The following is a 22,355-nucleotide window of genomic DNA, read 5'->3' as shown; positions in this document are numbered from 1 at the left end:
GCACAGATAATTTAAAATACATTAGTTTAAGCTACTATTAAAAAAATAAGATAGTCTATTTAATTAATTACAAGTTCTCTATGAATTTAGAATATAAATAGTTTAAATATTCTTATACATTTTTATATGATCGATATTTTCCTCAATAAATACTGGGCCCGTTTGAATATAACCTAGTTTCTCATAAAAGCCTTGAGCTTGGACTTGAGCATTTAAAACTAATTGATTGTATCCTTTATCTTTTGCAAAACGTTCAATAGCGTGCATCATTGTTTTGCCATACCCATCTTTTCTGTAAGGTTTTAAAATAGCAACTCTTTCTACTTTTGCTGCGTTGTTATAAGGTCTAAATCTCGCACATGCAAAAGGTACATGATTTTTGTCGTAGCCAATAATATGTGTAGATTCTTCTTCAAATGAATCTAATTCATTTTCCAAGGGAACACCTTGTTCTTTCACAAATACTTCTCTTCTAATATAAAAACATTCTGATAACATATCTTTGTTTTTTACTATTTCAAACATCTTAATCCCCCCATATATATGTAATTATTAAAAGTTGCAAAAAATAAATTTATAAAAGTATAAAGTTATTCTATATGATTTAAAGATATAAAAAAACTCCTTTTTACAACAAATTTGTAAAAAGGAGTGGAAATTGTTTTATTATAAGGCTTCTTGGCGAACAATCGCACTGTACTGCCAAAATATTCTCATTTGAGCAATATTCCAATTATTCATTCCCATTGTAAAGCCTGAAGGTTTAAATAATGTTACATCAGTAACTTCTAATGCTGCCGCAATAAGATATTGAAGAGGAACGCTAATACTTTGCATTGTCTCAGTAATACCATTTTCATCATAAACCCATGAGAACGGTAAATCCGATTCAAAAACATCTACTTTATTGAAGATTTCTGGTAAAGCAAGAATGTAGCACGCACCATTTACAATTGGATTAACAGAATTTTCACCATAGTAGACTAATAATGCTTCATAATTTTCACGATGTTCATGATTAACGTAAAAGAATTCACTTCTAAATAATGCCATGTCTTTGCTATGAATAATTTGTTGCTCTAAAACATTAAACATACCATTAATGTTAGCAGCTTTTTCATATGTTTTACGTGACATAGTTTGTGCTCCTCTCAATTAGTAAATTTGATTTTGATTGTTATTGAATGAATCAGTATTATTTGTTTGATTGTAGTTTTCACTTTGAGTATTGTCTTGGCTACCTTGGTTAAAATCTTCGTTTGAGTTTGAACTATTTTCATCAGATGACTGTACATCATTATTGTTGTCTGAATTTGTTGAATCATCGTTGTTATCATCAGAAGAAGATGAATCTTTTTGATTATTTTTCAATAAAGACTGATCAAGAGGTGTAAGTGGTACAAGTGTACCGTATTGTTTAATAACGCGTTGATCTAAGAATTCATCCTTATCTGTTATTTTAGATAGTCCTAAATCAGAACGCAATATATTTGAATATTTCATAATACTACTTACGCTCGGATTATAATAGTAAATATTTTGTAAGTAATCATCTTTACCTTTGAGTTGAGACTTTTTAAATTCAATGTCATCAGATAAGTACATAGATGCTAGAGATTTGATTTCAGAAGAAGTTAAATTATGTTTCGCATTTTTCCCAACTATTTGTACTAAATCATCTAATTTATCATATGAATCAAGGCTCTTAGCTTTTTGGAATAATAATTTAATTAAATCCATTTGTCTTTCGCCACGTTTTAAATCAGAATCGTGATGTCGTGTTCTTGCAACGGCTAGCGCTTCATCACCATTAAGTTTTTGATAGCCTTTTTTAATTTTAATTCTACCGCTATCGTCTGTATTAGGCTCATTTAAGTCGTAAGGTACGTCATAATAAATACCGCCAAGTTCATCAACTGCCTCAACGAAAGCATCCATATTTACTCGTACATAGTAATCAACAGGAACGTTTAATGTCGCCTCGACAGAATCCATAGCAGCTACAGGTCCTCCGTAAGCATGTGCGTGAGTTATCTTATCGTAATAACCAACTTTTGGTATATAACTGATCGTATCACGTGGGATACTAAGTAATCGTATTTGACGCTTTTCAGGACTGAAGGTAGAAAGAATCATAGAATCCGTTCTTGAATGTTCTGTAGTTTGGCCATTTTTACGACGTCCTTCATTATCATCAATTCCTAAAAATAAGATTGAAACTGCATCTTTAGAAGGGTTTACTTTTCCTTCACGTATGTTTGATTGACGCTTCGAATCAGATTTATCATATGAGGCTTGCATTGCACTTTCAGAAGTTTTATACAAATTGATGATAAAAATTACAGGAACAACGATTAGTACTAGTGTAAGTAGCATCATAAAATATTTTAAAAATCGGTTCATAGCATTTGCTCCTATACATATTATCTTTTATAAGGGATTTTATGATTTGAAAAATAAAAAATCGTTACATTTTTATTTAACATGAAGTATAAAATCAAAAATAAATTTATATTTTTTGCTTGTATTCAAAGTTGTAAGGATGGTGCAATTATATATAATGTATACTCTCATAGCCTTAAATTGTATTACTTTTTGGAGAGAATTACAACTTTAAGTTTAATATAAAATTTACATTATTAAAATAGAATTTACAAAAGATGATTAAGCAATATTAGATAGTACTTTATCATACTAAAGTACGATGTAATAAAAAATTATAAGTATATGATTAAAGAGAGATGAATTCAATGGTGTTGTGTTATATAATATAAAATATTAAACGAATAAAAAATGATTTAGATAGAATAGGTTTTAATTTAGATATACTTTTATATTAGACGTAAGAGGGACCCCATGAAAAATAACAAATTAAAAATTATAGCTTTTATTTTAGTATTAATTGTTTTAATACTTCTCATTACATTATTCGTCATTAAAGTTACTAACTATAGTATTAAGGATAGTGAATATAACAATGTTAATGATAACAAGGCTTATATAGAACATCGTGATAAAAACCACAAAACAGTCGATAAGCTCAAAACGGTTCAAGCAAAAGATGATAATATTGAACAAATTAATACTTATTTAAAAAATGTTCATTTCAATGGATCAATTACAGTTTTAAAAGATGGAAAATTAATGCTTGATAAAGGTTATGGTTATCAAAATATTAACAGTAAGAAAAAAAGCAATGCAAATACGATGTATTTAATTGGATCAGCTCAAAAATTCACTACTGGCTTAATACTCAAGCACTTAGAATTATCAAACAAAATTAATATTAATGACCCTGTTACTAAGTATTTGCCTTGGTTTAAGACAAATAAAACAATTACATTGAAAGATTTAATGTTACATAGAAGTGGTTTATATAAATTTAGTGCTAATCCTAATACGAAGAGTTTAGATGGGGCAGTTCATGATATTCAAAGAAGAGGTATTAATAGTAAATATTATCATAATCATTTATATAACGATGCTAACTATCTAGTTCTTGCGCAAGTTATAGAAGCAGTAACACATCATTCTTATGTAGAAAATTATTATAAATTATTAGCAGAGCCCTATCATTTAGAGCATAGTGCTTTCTTTAATGAAAAGCCTTATAAAAAGAATATGGCTACTGGATATAAAGTAAAAAATAATAAACTAAAAACGATGAATCCGAATGTATTAGATCAATATTATGGTGCAGGAAATTTATTTATGTCTACACATGATATGGCTAGATTAGTTAATGATTTACAGCAAAATAATATTTTCAATCAAGCAGTTACAACATCCTTACTTCAAGAAATTGGGAGCACTAAATATCCAGAATCTTATAGATATGGATTCTATTCGACTCCTCAAGTCAATCGAATTAATGGTGTGTTTTTTGGTCAAATATTCACGGTATATTTTAATGAAGATTATATTATTGTGCTGGCTACGAATAAAGTTGATTATTCTAAAGTGTCAAATGAGTCAATTATTTCTCATATTTATTATCAATTACTTGGTCAAAATATTTATGAAACCAAATAAAGAGAGCTATAACGAAATGTAATAAAAATGCATTTTGTTATAGCTTTTTTAATTAAAATGAATTATTTAATTGTGTCTTTAAATATTGAGCAGTAGTTCTTATTTAGACTTGAAGTAACAATTTTACAATTTGGATAGGGGGAGTCGTAATCAACAACTGTAGCTCCCTTGGTCAATGTGCCATGTAATTCAATTCGTACACTAGCTAGTATCGTTTCATAGCTTTCAGGATCAAGTAAATATAATACTGTGAAGACATCATATAATTTTAACACTTTAGCGAAGTCTTTCTCTCTATAATGTTGAAAGATTTGATAGAGCATTGAACTTGTTCTACTCATATGTTCAAATGACGCTAAATAGTCATGAGTTAACAGCGATTGTCGCGCTAAATCAAGTCCAATCATAGTAATGGGAAGGTCACTCTCAAAAACAATATGCGCTGCTTCAGGATCACTATAGATATTAAACTCTGCAAGTGGGGTTACATTACCTCGTCCTGAACTTCCTCCCATTAAGACAATTTCTCTAATATGATCTTTAACTTCAGGAAACGTACTTATCAATAGAGCAATATTCGTAAGTGGACCTAACGCTATAAGCGTAATAGGGGTGTTTGAATGTAAAAGTATATCCTTCATTGCAGTTATTGAGTTAGTAGAAGCCAATTGGTCATTTGATATAGATGGGAAGTCGTATCCATCCATACCACTTTCTCCATGAACTTGGCTTGCATCTATTGCTTTATTAATTAACGGTTTTGCAACACCTCTGTGAACAGGTACGTCACTATTGAAGAAAGCTTTCAATTTCAGAGCATTAGCAGTAGTTTTTTCTATATTGACATTTCCATTAACTGTGGAAATCATTTTTACATCGAAGAATGGATGTAATAGAGCAACACTCAGTGCAGCAGCATCATCAATTCCTGGATCAGTATCTATGATTATGGGTAAAGTCATTATACAAATGCATCTCCTTCACATTAAATGATTTAAATTAAAGATAACTTAAATCAGGTATGATATGAAAGCATAAAGAAAGAACCTGTTTGAAACTCTGACGAGTTTCATAACAGGTTCTTTGTGTGAGATAAATATTAAATTATAAGTGGTGAGAATGTCCACCTTGCATAACCCAATACGTACCAATAACAGTCACTAATGTGATGATAATCGCAAAGATAACTTTGAACGATTGTACTTGACCATCTTTACCTTCAGTTAAGTGCATGAACATTAATAATTGAACTGCAGCTTGAATAAAAGCAAAGCCAAAGATGATTGTTGTTTTAGCATGGAATGTCATGTTTGTGTATAGAGTTACGAAAACTGCTAATAACGTCAAGACGATTGAGGCAATAAAGCCGACTGTATGTTTTACGATTGTATTCATCCGCTATACACCATCCCTATCATATATACGGCAGTGAAGATGAAGATCCAAACAACATCTAAGAAGTGCCAGTATAAACTTACAATGAATAATTTAGGAGCATTAAATTTATTAAGACCACGTGTAGCCACTTGAATTAATAAACAAATGATCCAACCAATACCTAATGATACGTGAGCACCGTGTGTACCTAATAGGATGAAGAAACTAGACCAATAAGATCCAATTTGTGGTGTTACGCCTTCAGAAACATAGTGAGCAAATTCGTAAATTTCGAATCCAACGAATACTAGACCTAAAAGGACAGTAAGAATCATCCAGAACATCATTAAGTTTTGTTTTTCTTTACGCATGTAATAAATTGATATACCACATGTGTAAGAACTAATTAATAAGGCAAACGTCATAATTAATACAAGCGGTAACTCGAATAATTCTGTTGTCATTTTGCCAGCATAATCGCCACCATGTTGCAACGTTAATAACGTTGCGAACAAGGTACCGAATAATGAGAATTCGGCTGTAAGGAAAATCCAGAAGCCAAGTTTATTTAATTGACCTTCGTGCGTACGTGAATCAACAGTATTTGTATCATGACTCATGACCTACAGCCTCCCTTTCTTTAATACGAGCTTCTCTTAAGCGAGCTTCATTTTCAGCAACTTCAGAAGCAGGGATATGATAACCATGATCTTGTACGAAACTTTGGTAAACTAATGAACCAAGAATACCTACTAAGCAGATTGCGGCAGGAATTACAGTTTCGAAGATTAAGAAGAAACCACCTAATAACATGAATATACCCATAATTACACCTGTGTGTGTATTATTTGGCATATGAATGTCTTTATAGTTATGGTTATCTAAATAATGACGACCATGTTCTTTCATATCAACAAATGTATCATAGTCATTCCAATCTGGAGTGATAGCAAAGTTGTATTTAGGTGGAATTGCAGAAGCAGTAGACCACTCTAAAGTACGTCCAAGACCATCCCAGTTATCTCCAGTAGCTTCACGTGGAGCTTTGATATGACTGTATACAATGCTTACTACTAAGAATAGGAAACCAACAGCCATTAATAATGCACCAATAGTAGAGATTACGTTTAATAACCACCAACCATCAGAAGGCATATAAGTGTATAAACGACGAGGCATTCCGTCTAATCCAAGAATGAATTGTGGTAAGAAACATACGTTAAATCCAATCATGAATAACCAGAAGCACCATGCGTTTAATTTTTCGTTTAATTTGTAACCCATCATCTTAGGATACCAGAAGATTAAACCAGCTAGGCAGGCAAATACAACACCAGTAACCAATGTATAGTGGAAGTGAGCTACTAAGAAATAAGTATTATGGTATTGATAGTCAGCTGATGCCATCGCTAACATTACACCTGTAACCCCACCTAATAAGAAGTTAGGGATGAAGGCTAATGAGAATAGCATAGGTGACTCGAACGTAATACGTCCTTTATATAATGTTAATAACCAGTTAAATAATTTAACTCCGGTTGGTACACCGATTAACATTGTTGAGATTGAGAAGAATGAGTTGATTAAAGCACCATTACCCATTGTGAAGAAATGGTGAACCCAAACTAAGAAACTTAAGAATGCGATACCAGCAGTTGCCCACACCATACTTTGGTGTCCGAATAAACGTTTACGAGCAAATGTTGGAATAATTTCTGAATAAATACCAAATGCAGGCAAGATAACGATATAAACCTCAGGGTGCCCCCATACCCAGAAGAAGTTTGCCCATAACATTGGCATACCGCCATCGGCAACTGTAAAGAATGCAGTTCCAAATACACGGTCAATAGTCATTAATGCAAGTACAACTGTGAATACTGGGAATGCAAGAATTACGATTAAAGTCGTAATAAATGTTGTTACAGTAAACATAGGCATTTGCATGAATTTCATTGTTGGTGTTTTACATCTAAGTATTGTTACGAAGAAGTTAATACCAGTCATTAAAGTACCAATACCTGAAATCTGAATTGCGACTAGGTAATAGTTAACACCTGGGCCTGGACTAAATTCACCAGCTAATGGTGCATAGTTTGTCCAACCAGCTGCTGGTGAACCACCAATAATGAATGAAAGGTTGAATAAAATCATACCAACGAAGAATAACCAGAAACTAATGTTATTCATAACTGGGAACGCCACATCACGAGCCCCAATTTGTAGTGGAACGACTACGTTCCATAAACCAAATACGAATGGCATAGCCATAAAGATAATCATGATAACGCCGTGCGTACTGAAGATTTCGTTATAGTGATTTGATTCCAAGAAAGTATTATCTGGAATTGTTAATTGAGTACGTAATAGTAATGCATCAATACCACCACGAACGAACATAAGTACGGCACAAATTAAGTACATTAAACCGATTTTTTTATGGTCTACGGATGTGAACCATTCTTTGTAAAGATATTTCCATAACTTGAAGTAAGTAATTACTGCGATTAAACCAATAACTAGGAATGGCGCACCAATTTGTGCCATTGTAATCATCCAGTTACCTTTAACGAGCAATTGATCCCATGGAAAATTCATTAATGTCCACCTCCATGATCATTGTCTGCTTTGCTACCAAATTTAGACGCATTTTCGTCTTTTGCACTTTTACTGATTTTTTCCATTTCCTTAGAGTTATGATCTTCTTCTTTCTTGAATTCATTATCATAAGGATCATTGTTACCAAGAATCATAGGTTTCATACCATGACGCTTATAGTTAGCGTTAGTGATTTGAACCTTACGAGCTGGTTTTTGTGGTTTATCAGTAACATCTTTGTACAAGTCTTTTTCAGCTACAAAGTTAGGATCTTTTTGAACATAATTGTAACGTTTGTAAGCGTAGAAGATGTACTCTGGATCAGCTGCAGGGTCAACGAATGCCATATGCGTACCACTGAATGTCAATTCTTTATTAGGTGTACTTGGTAAGAGTTGTTTATCAAACTCATCTTGGCTAAGTGTTTTCTTGCTCTTAGCATCTTTAACCCAAGAATCGAATTCACTTTGGTTTACAGAGTGAACTTTAAACGTTTGGCGAGCGAAACCTTCACCATTAAAGTTTGAGTTACGTCCTCTGAAAGTACCTGTTTCATCGGCTTGTAAAGTCCAATCCATTGTCATGCCAGTCATGGCATATTTTTGACCACCTAATTGAGGAATCCAGAAACTTGTCATCGTATCCATAGCTTGTAATTTGAATACTACAGGACGATTTTTAGGAATAGTTAAAGTATTAACCGTTTCAACTTTTTGTTCTGGATAAGCGAAGAACCATTTGTACCCAGCACTTACTGCGTATACAACCATTGGATCTTCCTTACTTTCTGGTGGTTTCTCATAATCGTATAAAGTTTTAACTGTTGGAATAGATAAAGCAATTACGATAATGATAGGTACCACAAACCAAATTGTTTCAATTAAAGAATTGTGGTGCATCTTACCAGTTTCGCTGTTTTTATTGTAGCTATACTTGAAAATAAAAATAGCGAACATGGTAAGTACAACAGCAACAATAACAAGCATGAAGATGATTGAATAGATAATCAAGAACTTCTGACTACTTGCTACTGGCCCTTTTGCATTAAATACTTCAACATTCGAACAACCACTAAGTAAAATTAGCGTGCCGAACATTAGAAGCAAAGACTTAAATTTTGACACTTTTTTGACCTCCTAATACTACAAATGTAGGGCTTATCATTAATTTTAGTTTATTACGCAATATTTACAAGTACTTATCCGAAAAAAATTATAATTATATATAGGAAACAACTAGAAACAATAGGAATGACGGGGAATGTAAGATTTGTTAAAATTATGTGTCTATTCTGTGAAAAATGACAAATTTAAGTGAAATACGCATATAGTTGAGAAACGTTATCATTTTCAGTGTTTTCAAGGGTTTTTGACACAAAAAAAGATGAGATTATTCATCTCATCTCAAAAATTTGTCATATTATTTAACTTCTATGTATCGAGTTGAAGTTTCTTCTGCACCATCTGAATCAATGACATTATATTTCACTTTATATTTGCCTACTTTAGAAGTATCAACATGACCATCTACAGTGATCTTATGTGTTAAATCACCATCTTCTTTATCATAAGCACTAATTCCATTTAGTAGATTATAATTTTGGCCTTTTTCGATTACGATATCATTCACACCTCTAAGCTCAGGGGAGTGATTAGTTGTTGCTTCTGCACTTAAGTTGGGGGTAACTAGAGTTGCGGAGACGCCTAGCGCTGAAAGTGACTGGATTAGTTTATTCATTAAGTTAACCTCCGTTAAAAAAATAAAGTCATTGAGTAATTTAATTAAACTATACAATATATTCTGAAAATAAACATCATACTATAGTCCTAATATATCGTATTATTTTAAGAATTTAAATAATAAGAAGAAAAATATATATTAAGATTATGTAAAATGAACAATTTGTGAATTTAATTACAATTGATTTAAAAATTTTGCAAATTGGAATAGAATGAATTTGGAAAAGGTTTGAAATATTTAACTAAATGGGAGTGACTTTCATGTTAAATGAAAAAGAAAAAGGCATTATCAAAGAAACGGTACCTGTATTACAAGAGAAAGGCACTGAAATAACATCATATTTTTACAATAGAATGTTCAATCAACATCCAGAATTAAAGAATATGTTTAACCAAACGAACCAACAAAAAGGATTTCAATCAACTGCATTAGCGCAAAGTGTTTTAGCAGCAGCAGTTAATATTGATAATTTAGGCAACATCATGCCTGTAGTTAAAGAAATCGCTTATAAACATTGTGCATTAGAAGTTCCACCAGCAGGTTATGACATTGTTGGAGAAAATTTAATAGAAGCAATTAAGGCAGTAGTAGGACTAGAAGATGATCATCCAATCATCCAAACTTGGAAGAAAGCTTATCAAGAAATCGCAGATGTGTTTATTCAAGTTGAAAAAGATATCTATGCTAGTATGCTTTGGGAAGGTTTCCAACCTTTTGAAATCGAAAAAATCGAACAATTATCTTCAGATATCAAAGCTTTCACAGTTAAATCTACTGACTATGATTTAAGTCAATTTACACCTGGTGAATATATCACTGTGGATGTAAGTAGTGAAAAAATGCCATATCGTGCAAAACGACATTATTCAATTGTATCTGGAGAAAAAGAGCGTTTAACATTTGCTGTTAAACGTGATGTGACAACTGACCATGAAGGTGAAGTTTCAACTATATTGCATGATGAATTAAAAGAAGGAGACAAAATTAATTTATCAGCACCTGTAGGTCCATTTGCGGTTGCAAATCCTGAAAACTCTCAATTATTTATTGGTGCGGGTATCGGTGTTACACCATTAGTTTCAATGTTTAATGAAGTGGTTGTTAAAGATAGCAATGCTCAATTTATTCAAGTAACTGGAGATGTCAACGATACACCATTCACTTCATATTTAGAAAATATTAGTCAAAAATCAGACAAAGCAAAATATGAACTTTATGATCGCGAAAAAAATGGCTATTTAACTAAAGAATACTTAGAAAAATATATAAGTGAAAATACAGAGATTTATGTTTGTGGTGGTGCTAAATTCATACAATCAGTTATTGAAGTATTAAAAGCATTAGATGTTGATCAAAGTCATATTCATTATGAAACATTTGTACCAAAATTAAGTGTTGCAGTTTAATATTGAATTAGATATTTATTAATAAGATTTTGTATAAATTATAAATGAATAAAGCACAGGGATGATATTTAATAAACATCATCCCTGTGCTTTTATTTCGAATTGTTTAATTGAAGTTTAAACGAATTACTCATAAGTAAGAATAATTATATTATTCAATGCCACGACGCATTTTTTCAGCTAATAATGTATTATTAAGCACCATAGTTATTGTTAATGGGCCAACACCACCTGGAACTGGCGTAATTGCACCGGCAACTTCTTTAACTTCTTCAAATTCAACGTCACCTTTTAATTTACCATTCTCATCTGGAGTGTTACCAACGTCAACAATAACAGCGCCTTCTTTCACATCATCTTTAGTTACTAAACCTGGTTGCCCAACTGCGCTGACAATAACATCAGCATCTTTCAAATGGCTATGCATGTCTTTAGTACGTGAATGTAGAATAGTTACTGTAGCATTAGCTTGTAATAATAATTTTGATACTGGTTGACCAACAATATGGCTACGACCAATAACAACTGCATTTTTACCTTCTAAATCAATATCAGCATGTTTAAGGATTTCCATAATGCCTAGTGGCGTACATGGAACAAAAGTTTGCTCATCAATATATAACTTACCGATATTTGAAGGGTGGAAGCCATCAACGTCTTTTTCAGGATTAATCGCTTCTAAGATTTTTTGTTCACTTACTTGTTTAGGAAGAGGTACTTGAACTAATATTCCACTTACTGAATCATCATTGTTTAAACGGTCTAATTCTTTTAATACATCTTCTTCAGAAGTATCCTCATCTAAATGAACAATTTCAGAAATCATACCGATTTTTTCAGCAGCTTTCTTTTTAGAGTTTACATAGCTTTGACTAGCACCATCATTACCTACTAAGATTACGGATAATTTTGGTGTGTAACCTTTTTCTTTTAAAGCTTCAACTTGATCTTGTAAACCTTGTCTGTAGTCCTTAGAAATTTGTTTCCCATCTAAAATTTTTGCAACCACAAAAAATTCCTCCTTGTTTGTTTAAATCATACTTATACCTTAACTTTAAATCTTCAGTTACGTCAATTGATAGCCAAAAGACGTAAATTAAAAGTAAAAATTAAGTTAAAGTTCGATTTTTGATTGAAAAAGCATCTCATGATTGTTATGCTATATCTGTAATATACAACTAATCGTAACTAAATTTCAAACTTTTGAAAGGGTGTACAACGTGAAAGTAGCGGTTATTATGGGTAGTTCTTCAGATTGGAAGGTTATGCAAGAAAGTTGTGCGATGTTAGATAAATTCGAAATACCGTACGATAAGAAAGTCGTTTCGGCACATCGTACGCCTAAATTAATGTATGAATTTGCAAGTCAAGCTAGAACACATGGATACGATGTCATTATTGCTGGTGCAGGCGGTGCTGCGCATCTACCAGGAATGGTTGCATCAATGACAACAATACCTGTTATAGGTGTACCGATTGAGTCAAAAAGTTTAAAAGGATTGGATTCTTTATTATCGATTGTTCAAATGCCAGGAGGTATACCGGTGGCTACAACTGCAATAGGTAATGCAGGTGCCAAAAATGCTGGGGTATTAGCTGCGAGAATTTTAAGTATAAGTAATGAATCAGTTCGTAAACATTTAGATGAATATGAGCAAAGTCTAGTAGATAAAGTTGGTGAAATGCAAAATGATCTTCAATAAATTAAAATTCGGTGACACGATTGGTATTATCGGAGGCGGTCAATTAGGTAAAATGATGGCTCAATCTGCTCAAAAAATGGGCTTTAAAGTCATTTGTTTAGATCCTAACCCTGATAGTCCGTGTAAGTCAGTAGCTCACGAATTTATAACTGCTGCTTATGATGATGAAGAAGCTTTACATGAACTCGGTGAGAAATCTGATGTAATCACTTATGAGTTTGAAAATATTTCAGCTGAACAACTTATTCGTCTAACTCAAAAATTCAATATTCCTCAAGGTTATCAAGCTATTCAATTATTACAAGATCGTTTAACTGAAAAACAAACATTACAACAAGCCGGATCTAAAATTGTTCCTTTTTTACCTATTAAAGAGGAAAAAGACCTAAATGTTGTGATTAATCAATTAGGATATCCATTTATAGTTAAAACGCGTTTTGGTGGATACGATGGTAAAGGACAAGTCTTAGTTAAAAATGAAGAATCAATTCAAGAAGCTAAAGATCTCATTTCACAACAAGAGTGTGTAGCAGAACAATTTCTTGATATTGCACTCGAAGTTTCTTTAACTGTTACGATTGGTAACCAAAAACAAATTACGTATTTCCCTCTTCAAGAAAATGAACATCGAAATCAAATATTATTTAAAACCATTGTGCCTGCGAGAAGTGATAAGGAACAGGAAGCTAGAGATGAAGTAAATAAAATTATTAATGAGGTACATTTTGTAGGTACGTTTACAGTCGAATTCTTCATCGATAAATTAAATCATTTATATGTAAATGAAATTGCACCACGACCACACAATTCCGGACATTATTCAATTGAAGCCTGTGATTATTCACAATTTGATACACATATTCTAGCAGTTACTGGACAAAATCTTCCGAAAGAAATTGAGATTTTAAAACCTGCAGTAATGATGAATTTGTTGGGGCGCGATTTAGATTTATTAGAAGATAAGTTCGCTAATCATCCAGAATGGCATGTTCATATTTATGGGAAACCTGAACGTAAACCTAATCGTAAAATGGGGCATATGACAATTTTAACGGATAATGTAGATGAAACTGAGAAAGATATGCTCAAACAGTTTGAAGGGAGAGAATAGTTAATGGTGCTATTGTATGAAGGAAAAGCTAAAAGAATTTTCTCAACAGACAATGAAGGTCAATTGCGAGTTGAGTATAAAGATGAAGTTACGGCTGGTAATGGTGCAAAAAAAGACAAAATGGAAGGTAAAGGACGATTAAATAATCAAATTACCTCTATAATATTTGAATATTTATCTCAGCATGGAATTGCGAGTCATTTTATTAAGCAGCTTTCTGAAACGGAACAAATAGTTGAAGAAGTTAAAATCATTCCACTAGAAGTTGTAGTACGTAACATAGCAACAGGTTCTATAACAAAACGCTTAGGTTTTAACAAAGGTTATGAATTCGAAGCACCGTTAGTTGAATTTTTCTATAAAAATGACGACTTAAATGACCCGTTAATTACGGATGATCACGTTAAACTTTTAAAAATAGCGAGCGATAGTGAAATTGAAACATTAAAAACTATGGCTAAAGATATTAATAAAGTATTAGTTCAATTGATGGATGAGATGGATTTAAGATTAGTTGATTTTAAAGTTGAATTTGGTAAAACCTCTGACGGTAAAATTTTATTAGCTGATGAAATTTCTCCAGATACATGTCGTATTTGGGATAAACATTCTGATTCTAACTTTGATAAAGACGTCTATCGCAATGATACAGGTTCACTTATTGACACATATACAACATTTTTAAATAAATTGGAGGAACTAAAATAATGAAAACGATTGAACTTCACATTACATTACAACCACAGGTGTTAGATACTCAAGGACAAGCACTAAATCGAGCTGTTCACGACTTAGGTTATAAACAAGTTAATGATATTCGTGTAGGTAAAGTTTTATACATGACGGTTGACGAAGCAACTGATGAAGCGGTCGATAACATTGTGACGACATTAAGCGAAAAGTTATTCGCAAATACTGTAATTGAAGAATATAGTTATAAAATCGTTGACGAAAAGGAGAATGCATAAGATGAAATTTGCTGTTCTCGTATTCCCAGGATCTAATTGTGATAGAGACATGTATAACGCAGCGATCAAGTCAGGTGCGCAAGCAGATTATGTTGATTATCGTGAGACATCATTGGAAGGTTACGATGGCGTATTAATTCCTGGCGGTTTTTCATTTGGAGACTATTTACGTTCAGGTGCAATGGCGAGTGTAGCACCAATAATTAATGAAGTAAAGCGCTTGGCAAATGATGGCAAACCTGTTCTAGGTGTATGTAACGGATTCCAAATTCTCACTGAGATTGGTTTATTACCTGGTGCATTACTCCATAATGATTCTCATTTATTTATTAGCAGAAATGAAAATCTAAAAATTGCCAATAATCAAACTCCTTTTACAAATTTGTATGGTGAAAATGAAATTGTAGTTTATCCAGTAGCGCATGGCGAAGGTCATTATTATTGCACAGATGACATATATAACGAATTAGTTGAAAATAATCAAATTATCTTAACATATGAAGATAATCCAAACGGCTCTCATGAAAATATTGCAGGTATTGTAAATAAAGCAGGTAATGTTTGCGGAATGATGCCACACCCTGAACGTGCGCTTGAAAAAATTCTTGGAACTGATAGTGGCGTGAAATTATTTGAAGCAATGGTTAATAGTTGGAGGGAACAAAATGTCTAAGTTTATCGAACCTAGTATCGAAGAAATTAAGCTTGAAAAATTATATCAAGATATGGGCTTAAGTGACGCAGAATATAACAAAGTTTGTGAAATATTAGGAAGAGAACCTAATTTTACAGAGGTAGGCATCTTCTCGGTTATGTGGAGTGAGCACTGTTCTTATAAGCACTCTAAACCATTCTTAAAACAATTTCCAACTACTGGTGAGCATGTCTTAATGGGACCAGGGGAAGGCGCAGGTGTTGTGGATATTGGTGATAATCAAGCAGTAGTATTTAAAGTTGAATCACATAACCATCCGTCAGCTATCGAACCTTATCAAGGTGCTGCAACTGGTGTAGGTGGCATCATTAGAGATATCGTATCAATTGGAGCTAGACCAATCAATCTGTTAAACAGTCTACGTTTCGGTGAATTGTCAGTTAAACAGAACCAACGTTTACTTAAAGGTGTAGTACGTGGTATTGGCGGTTATGGAAATTGTATCGGTATACCTACAACGGCTGGAGAAATTGAATTTGATGATCGTTACGATGGAAATCCATTGGTTAATGCCATGTGTGTAGGTGTTATTGATCATGACATGATTCAAAAAGGGACTGCTAAAGGTGAAGGTAACTCAGTCATTTATGTAGGTTTAAAAACAGGACGTGATGGTATTCATGGTGCAACTTTTGCATCTGAAGAGTTAACTGAAGAAAGTGAAAGTAAACGACCATCTGTTCAAATTGGTGACCCTTTTGTAGGTAAAAAATTAATGGAAGCCACATTAGAAGCGATTACTTTCGACGAATTAGTTGGTATTCAAGATATGGGTGCCGCTGGTTTAACGTCTTCATCATCAGAAATGGCAGCTAAAGGTGGCAGTGGTCTAGAATTACATTTAGATCAAGTGCCTACACGAGAACCAGGTATTTCACCTTATGAAATGATGCTTTCCGAAACACAAGAAAGAATGTTATTAGTAGTTGAAAAAGGTACTGAACAAAAATTCTTAGATTTATTTGAAAAACATGAACTTGATAGTGCAGTAATTGGTGAAGTAACAAATACTGACCGCTTCGTACTTAAATATGAAGATGAAGTATTCGCGGATATACCGGTTCAATCACTTGCAGATGAAGCGCCGGTCTATGTTTTAGAAGGTGAAGAGAAAGACTATAACACATCTAAAAATGACTATAGCTCTATAAATGTCGAAGAAACATTCAAGAAACTTCTAATACATCCAACGATTGCCTCAAAACATTATTTATATGAACAATATGATCAACAAGTTGGTGCCAATACTATCATTAAACCAGGTTTACAATCTTCAGTTGTTCGTGTTGAAGGTACGAATAAAGCTGTAGCCTCTACAATTGATGGCGAAGCGCGTTATGTGTTTAATCAGCCTTATGAAGGTGGAAAAATGGTCGTAGCTGAAGCCTATCGTAATTTAATAGCAGTAGGTGCAACACCGCTTGCTATGACGGATTGCTTAAATTATGGCTCTCCTGAAAAGAAAGAAATCTATCAGCAGTTAATTGATTCTACGAAAGGTATGTCAGAAGCGTGTGAAGTATTAAAAACACCGGTAGTTTCAGGTAACGTATCACTCTATAACGAAACACGTGGCACATCCATTTTCCCAACGCCTGTCGTAGGAATGGTAGGTTTAATAGAGGATATTGATTATTTGAAAGATTTCCATCCTGAAGCTGGTCATAAATTATATTTAGTTGGTGAAACAAGAGATGACTTTGGTGGTAGTCAAGTTGAAAAATTATTATACGGTAAAGTCAATCATGAATTTGAAGCGATTGATTTAAGCGATGAAGTTAATAAAGGAGAAGCAGTCAAGAATGCGATTAGAAGTGGCGTAGCTTCTCACGTACAAACAGTTGGTAAAGGTGGTTTATTGATCACTTTAGCGCGTATCAGTGCTCATTATGGTTTAGGATTAGAAGCTTCAATTGACCTTTCAGATGCACAATTGTTTAGTGAAACGCAAGGTCGATATATTATTGCTGTTAAAGAAGGACAGACGTTAAATATTGAGGGAGCAGTAGAAATTGGTCAATTAACAGATGTTGATGAATTTAAAGTTACTAATGCTCAAAGTTCGATTGTTGAAAAAGTCTCAGAGATTAAAGAAAGTTGGGAAGGAGCAATTGCACAATGTTTAACTACAGTGGATTAAACGAAGAATGTGGTGTGTTCGGCATTTGGAATCATTCAGAAGCCGCTCAATTAACCTATATGGGACTTCACAGTTTACAACATCGTGGTCAAGAAGGTGCAGGTATTGTTGTATCAGATGGAGAAGTTTTAAAAGGTGAACGTGGTCTTGGATTGTTAACAGAAGCAATTAAAGGTGATCAAATGGATCAACTCAAAGATGGACACAACGCCATTGGCCATGTTCGCTATGCCACATCAGGTAATAAAGGGATTGAAAATATACAACCATTTTTATATCACTTTTACGATATGAGCGTTGCGATTTGCCACAATGGTAATTTAATTAATGCCCAGACGTTACGTCAATATTTGGAAAAACATGGTGCAATCTTCCATTCTTCATCTGACACTGAAGTGATTATGCATTTAATACGCAGAAGTAAAGCACCAACTTTTGAAGAAGCTTTAAAAGAGAGCTTGCGACAAATTAAAGGCGGATTCACATTTGCAATACTTACTAAAGATGCATTATATGGAGCAGTAGATCCTAATGCCATCCGTCCACTGGTAGTAGGTAAAATGCAAGATGACACGTACATCTTAGCTAGTGAAACATGTGCCATTGATGTATTAGGTGCTGAATACGTGCAAGATATCCATGCCGGAGAATATGTTGTTATTAATAATGAAGGTATTGAAGTGAAATCATATACGAGTCATACAAATACAGCAATTTCAGCTATGGAATATATTTATTTCGCTCGTCCTGATTCTACTATTGCTGGCAAAAATGTTCATGCTGTTCGTAAAGCATCTGGAAAAAAATTAGCACAAGAAAGCCCTGCAAATGCAGATATGGTTATTGGTGTACCCAACTCATCATTATCAGCTGCAAGTGGGTATGCTGAAGAAAGCCACCTACCTTATGAAATGGGGTTGGTGAAGAACCAATATGTAGCTCGCACATTTATCCAACCGACTCAAGAGTTAAGAGAACAAGGTGTCCGCGTTAAATTGTCGGCGGTCAAGGATATCGTAGAAGGTAAACGAATTGTTTTAGTTGATGATTCAATTGTGCGTGGAACAACGAGTAAACGTATTGTCAGAATGTTAAAGGACTCCGGAGCTAAAGAGGTTCATGTAAGAATCGCTTCTCCAGAATTTATGTTCCCAAGCTTTTACGGAATAGATGTTTCAACGACTGCTGAACTCATTTCTGCAAGTAAGTCACCTAAAGAAATTTGTGATTATATTGGTGCAGACTCATTATCTTATTTAAGCGTAGACGGTCTAATTGAATCGATTGGATTAGATTATGACGCACCGTATAGTGGTTTATGTGTAGAGAGCTTTACAGGTGATTATCCAGCAGGACTATTTGATTACGAAGATAAATATTATAAGAACTTAAGTCAACGTCAACAGGATTATATTAATAATCATAAACACTACTTTGATAGAGAGGGTAATATTCATGTCTAAAGCTTATGAACAATCAGGTGTTGATATTCATGCAGGTTATGAAGCGGTTGAGAGAATGTCTAGTCATGTTAAACGAACAATGCGTAAAGAGGTACTAGGTGGTTTAGGTGGATTTGGTGCTACCTTTGATTTATCTCAATTAAATATGAAGGCGCCTGTACTAGTTTCTGGTACAGATGGTGTTGGTACTAAATTGAAATTGGCAATTGATAATGATAAACACGACACAATCGGAATTGATGCAGTAGCGATGTGTGTAAATGACATTTTGACTACTGGTGCTGAGCCATTATATTTCTTAGATTATATTGCAACGAATAAAGTTGTTCCGGAAGTAATCGAACAGATTGTTAAAGGTGTAAGTGATGGATGCGAAGAGACTAACACTGCACTTATTGGTGGAGAAACAGCTGAAATGGGTGAAATGTATCATGAAGGAGAATATGACCTTGCCGGTTTTGCTGTTGGAGCAGTCGAGAAAGACGACTATATTGATGGATCAGCAATACAAGAAGGTCAAGCCATCATTGGTTTAGCCTCTAACGGCATACATTCAAATGGTTATAGCTTAGTACGTAAATTAATTAGAGAATCTGGTATAGATTTAAATGACGATTTTGATGGTCGTACGTACTTAGAAACATTTTTAGCTCCAACGCAATTATATGTTAAACCAATTCTTGCTTTGAAAAAAGCTATTCAAATTAAAGGAATGAATCATATCACTGGTGGTGGTTTCTATGAAAACATTCCACGTGGATTACCTGATGGATTAGCAGCAAAAATTGATACAAAAGCTTTTCCTACACCAAAAGTATTTGATTGGTTACAACAACAAGCTAATATTGGAACGAATGAAATGTACAATGTCTTTAATATGGGTATTGGTTTCACAGCCATAGTAGATAAAAAAGACGTTGCGCAAACACTTGATATCTTACAACAACAAGGTATATCTTCTTACGAAATAGGTGAAATTATTGCCAATGCAGAGTCACCCATTTTACTTGAGGGGGTAGAATAGTGACTAAAGTAGCTATATTTGCATCTGGATCAGGTAGTAATTTTGAGAATATTGTGCTAAAAGCAGATAAAGGGGAGCTCAACAATATAGAAATTACTTCTTTATATACTGATCATCACGATGCATATTGTGTTGAACGAGCCAAACAATTAAAAGTAGCAGTTAATATAAATGAGCCTAAGAATTTCACTACTAAAGCAGATTACGAACAACATTTAATAGAATTGTTAAAGCGTGAAGAAGTTGAGTGGATAATACTTGCTGGCTATATGCGATTAATTGGACCTGATTTATTAGACGCTTACGAAGGTAAAATTTTAAACATACATCCATCACTATTACCGAAATATAAGGGGAAAGATGCTATTGGACAAGCGTTTAATAGTGGCGATAAGATAACTGGTTCAACTGTACATTATGTTGATAGTGGTATGGATACGGGAGAAATTATTGAACAACGACAATGTGATATAAAACAGGACGATACTAAAGAGAATTTGGAAGAACGTGTAAAGCGTTTGGAGTATGAACTTTATCCAAGTGTTATAGCTAAAGTTATTAAATAAGGAGTTAATCTAATCATGAAAAAAGCAATTTTAAGTGTCTCAAACAAAAGTGGAATAGTGGAGTTTGCTAAATCTTTAATCAAATTAGATTATGAATTATATTCAACTGGAGGAACTAAAGGTGCTTTAGAAGATGCTTCTGTACCGGTGAAATCTGTTTCAGAATTAACACAATTTCCTGAAATTATGGACGGACGTGTTAAAACATTACACCCGGCAGTACATGGTGGCATTTTAGCAGATCGTGATAAACCTGAACATTTAGAACAGTTATCAGAACAACATATTGATTTAATCGATATGGTAGTAGTTAACTTATATCCATTCCAAAAAACAGTCGCAAAACCGGGTGTAACAGAAGCAGAAGCAATTGAAAACATCGATATTGGCGGACCTACAATGTTACGTGCTGCAGCTAAAAACTTTAAACATGTGACTACAATTGTACATCCAGCTGATTATAATGAAGTCATTGAGCGCATAAAGGAAGACCGACTCGATGAGGATTTCCGTAAAGAATTAATGATTAAAGTTTTTGCACATACGAACGAATATGATCATGCCATTGTAAGTTTCTTCAAAGGTGATAGTGAACAATTAAGATACGGTGAAAATCCTCAACAATCAGCGCGTTTTGTACGTACTTCAAATAGCAAACACACAATTGCAGGTGCTAAACAATTACATGGTAAAGCTTTAAGTTTTAACAATATTAAAGATGCTGATTCTGCACTTTCACTTGTTAAGAAATTTAAAGAGCCTGCTGCCGTTGCAGTTAAACATATGAACCCTTGTGGTGTTGGTATTGGCGACAATATTGAAACTGCATTTAAGCATGCTTATGATGCAGATAATCAATCTATCTTTGGTGGCATTATCGCATTAAATAGAACAGTAACTGCTGATTTAGCTGAAACATTACATGCTATATTTTTAGAAGTAGTGATTGCTCCAAGATTTACTGATGAAGCTTTAGACATTTTAACTAAAAAGAAAAACATACGTCTATTAGAAATAGATATGACTATTGATAATCGTGAAGAAGAATTTGTTTCAGTTTCAGGTGGGTATTTAGTTCAAGATAAAGATAATTTTGAGGTAGCTAAAGAAGACATGAAAGTAGTAACTGAAAAAGCGCCAACTGATGATCAATGGGATGCAATGCTACTAGGTTGGAAAGTTATTCCATCTGTTAAAAGTAATGCTGTTATAATGAGCAATACTAAACAAACTGTAGGCATTGGTGCAGGTCAAATGAACCGTGTTGGTTCAGCCAAAATAGCTTTAGAGCGTGCTATAGAAATGAATGACAATGTTGCTTTAGTATCAGACGGCTTTTTCCCAATGGATGATACGGTTGAATTAGCTGCAAAACATGGTATCAAAGCTATCATACAACCGGGTGGATCAATTAAAGATCAAGACTCAATAGATATGGCGAATAAATATGGTATTGCCATGGTGACTACAGGCATGCGTCACTTTAAGCATTAATTAATCATTCAAAATAAC

General features: G+C 33.5%; 22 protein-coding genes. 12 read left to right on the top strand and 10 right to left on the bottom strand.

All coding sequences use genetic code 11. The features are described from left to right. Positions 1-102: 102 nt before the first annotated feature. The 3 genes from F1592_RS10475 to F1592_RS10465 form a co-directional block, all read right to left on the bottom strand. Positions 103-525, bottom strand: coding sequence for a GNAT family N-acetyltransferase (locus F1592_RS10475; RefSeq protein WP_037535528.1), 423 nt, complete (start codon positions 523-525; stop codon positions 103-105). 141 nt (positions 526-666) lie between these two features. Then, complete coding sequence (locus F1592_RS10470; protein ID WP_011276180.1) at positions 667-1,137, bottom strand: DUF2538 family protein; 471 nt, start codon at positions 1,135-1,137, stop codon at positions 667-669. A gap of 18 nt (positions 1,138-1,155) precedes the next feature. Next, positions 1,156-2,403, bottom strand: a complete 1,248-nt coding sequence (locus tag F1592_RS10465) for an LCP family protein (RefSeq protein ID WP_053017819.1) — start codon at positions 2,401-2,403, stop codon at positions 1,156-1,158. 453 nt (positions 2,404-2,856) lie between these two features. Between F1592_RS10465 and F1592_RS10460 the strand changes: the two genes are divergently transcribed. Then, the gene (locus F1592_RS10460; RefSeq protein WP_149809513.1) at positions 2,857-4,032 is read left to right on the top strand and encodes a serine hydrolase domain-containing protein; all 1,176 of its coding nucleotides are present in this window, start codon (positions 2,857-2,859) and stop codon (positions 4,030-4,032) included. A 62-nt stretch (positions 4,033-4,094) separates the two neighbouring features. Here the strand turns inward: F1592_RS10460 and rihC are convergent, their stop codons facing one another. The 6 genes from rihC to F1592_RS10430 form a co-directional block, all read right to left on the bottom strand. Beyond that, positions 4,095-4,994 (bottom strand): ribonucleoside hydrolase RihC, encoded by a 900-nt coding sequence (gene rihC / locus F1592_RS10455; RefSeq protein ID WP_149809514.1) that lies wholly within the window; start codon positions 4,992-4,994, stop codon positions 4,095-4,097. A gap of 142 nt (positions 4,995-5,136) precedes the next feature. Continuing rightward, positions 5,137-5,427, bottom strand: coding sequence for a cytochrome aa3 quinol oxidase subunit IV (gene qoxD / locus F1592_RS10450; RefSeq protein WP_011276176.1), 291 nt, complete (start codon positions 5,425-5,427; stop codon positions 5,137-5,139). After that, positions 5,424-6,029 (bottom strand): cytochrome aa3 quinol oxidase subunit III, encoded by a 606-nt coding sequence (gene qoxC, locus F1592_RS10445; protein ID WP_037535537.1) that lies wholly within the window; start codon positions 6,027-6,029, stop codon positions 5,424-5,426. Before qoxC ends, qoxD begins: the two co-directional genes overlap by 4 nt. Next, a complete protein-coding gene (gene qoxB / locus F1592_RS10440; protein ID WP_037535539.1) occupies positions 6,019-8,007 on the bottom strand; it encodes a cytochrome aa3 quinol oxidase subunit I in 1,989 nt (662 codons plus the stop codon). Before qoxB ends, qoxC begins: the two co-directional genes overlap by 11 nt. Continuing rightward, positions 8,007-9,131 (bottom strand): cytochrome aa3 quinol oxidase subunit II, encoded by a 1,125-nt coding sequence (gene qoxA, locus F1592_RS10435; RefSeq protein WP_149809515.1) that lies wholly within the window; start codon positions 9,129-9,131, stop codon positions 8,007-8,009. The genes qoxB and qoxA overlap by 1 nt, the downstream gene beginning before the upstream one ends. A 295-nt stretch (positions 9,132-9,426) precedes the next feature. Continuing rightward, complete coding sequence (locus F1592_RS10430) at positions 9,427-9,744, bottom strand: DUF5011 domain-containing protein (protein WP_011276172.1); 318 nt, start codon at positions 9,742-9,744, stop codon at positions 9,427-9,429. A 263-nt stretch (positions 9,745-10,007) separates the two neighbouring features. Between F1592_RS10430 and F1592_RS10425 the strand changes: the two genes are divergently transcribed. Next, the gene (locus F1592_RS10425; protein WP_037535544.1) at positions 10,008-11,153 is read left to right on the top strand and encodes a globin domain-containing protein; all 1,146 of its coding nucleotides are present in this window, start codon (positions 10,008-10,010) and stop codon (positions 11,151-11,153) included. Between the two features lie 151 nt (positions 11,154-11,304). Here F1592_RS10425 and folD read toward each other — a convergent pair whose 3' ends face one another. Next, entirely contained in the window at positions 11,305-12,162 is an 858-nt protein-coding gene (gene folD, locus F1592_RS10420) for a bifunctional methylenetetrahydrofolate dehydrogenase/methenyltetrahydrofolate cyclohydrolase FolD (protein ID WP_016931330.1), read from the bottom strand. Positions 12,163-12,373: 211 nt separating this feature from the next. Here folD and purE point away from each other — a divergent pair, with 211 nt between their 5' ends. Genes purE through purH form a run of 10 tightly spaced genes read left to right on the top strand, consistent with a single transcriptional unit; the run spans position 12,374 to position 22,337 of the window. Further along, a complete protein-coding gene (gene purE / locus F1592_RS10415; protein WP_037535548.1) occupies positions 12,374-12,856 on the top strand; it encodes a 5-(carboxyamino)imidazole ribonucleotide mutase in 483 nt (160 codons plus the stop codon). Next, entirely contained in the window at positions 12,843-13,967 is a 1,125-nt protein-coding gene (purK, locus tag F1592_RS10410) for a 5-(carboxyamino)imidazole ribonucleotide synthase (protein ID WP_053017825.1), read from the top strand. Before purE ends, purK begins: the two co-directional genes overlap by 14 nt. A gap of 3 nt (positions 13,968-13,970) precedes the next feature. Next, on the top strand, positions 13,971-14,675 hold the full coding sequence (purC, locus tag F1592_RS10405; RefSeq protein WP_053017826.1) for a phosphoribosylaminoimidazolesuccinocarboxamide synthase: 705 nt from the start codon (positions 13,971-13,973) through the stop codon (positions 14,673-14,675). After that, positions 14,675-14,935, top strand: a complete 261-nt coding sequence (purS, locus tag F1592_RS10400; protein WP_033079949.1) for a phosphoribosylformylglycinamidine synthase subunit PurS — start codon at positions 14,675-14,677, stop codon at positions 14,933-14,935. The genes purC and purS overlap by 1 nt, the downstream gene beginning before the upstream one ends. Position 14,936: 1 nt before the next feature. Beyond that, positions 14,937-15,608, top strand: a complete 672-nt coding sequence (purQ, locus tag F1592_RS10395) for a phosphoribosylformylglycinamidine synthase I (RefSeq protein WP_033079948.1) — start codon at positions 14,937-14,939, stop codon at positions 15,606-15,608. Continuing rightward, a complete protein-coding gene (purL, locus tag F1592_RS10390; RefSeq protein WP_053017829.1) occupies positions 15,601-17,790 on the top strand; it encodes a phosphoribosylformylglycinamidine synthase subunit PurL in 2,190 nt (729 codons plus the stop codon). Before purQ ends, purL begins: the two co-directional genes overlap by 8 nt. Beyond that, complete coding sequence (gene purF, locus F1592_RS10385; protein ID WP_053017845.1) at positions 17,769-19,253, top strand: amidophosphoribosyltransferase; 1,485 nt, start codon at positions 17,769-17,771, stop codon at positions 19,251-19,253. The genes purL and purF overlap by 22 nt, the downstream gene beginning before the upstream one ends. Further along, complete coding sequence (gene purM / locus F1592_RS10380) at positions 19,246-20,277, top strand: phosphoribosylformylglycinamidine cyclo-ligase (protein WP_149809516.1); 1,032 nt, start codon at positions 19,246-19,248, stop codon at positions 20,275-20,277. Before purF ends, purM begins: the two co-directional genes overlap by 8 nt. Then, entirely contained in the window at positions 20,277-20,843 is a 567-nt protein-coding gene (purN, locus tag F1592_RS10375; protein WP_037535564.1) for a phosphoribosylglycinamide formyltransferase, read from the top strand. The genes purM and purN overlap by 1 nt, the downstream gene beginning before the upstream one ends. Positions 20,844-20,858: 15 nt before the next feature. Then, positions 20,859-22,337 (top strand): bifunctional phosphoribosylaminoimidazolecarboxamide formyltransferase/IMP cyclohydrolase, encoded by a 1,479-nt coding sequence (purH, locus tag F1592_RS10370; RefSeq protein WP_149809517.1) that lies wholly within the window; start codon positions 20,859-20,861, stop codon positions 22,335-22,337. The last annotated feature ends 18 nt before the right edge of the window (positions 22,338-22,355 follow it).

The sequence above is a fragment of the Staphylococcus sp. GDX7P312P genome (genome assembly GCF_008385775.1).
Lineage (GTDB): Bacteria > Bacillota > Bacilli > Staphylococcales > Staphylococcaceae > Staphylococcus > Staphylococcus haemolyticus.
This window is presented reverse-complemented; position numbering and strand designations above follow the sequence as displayed.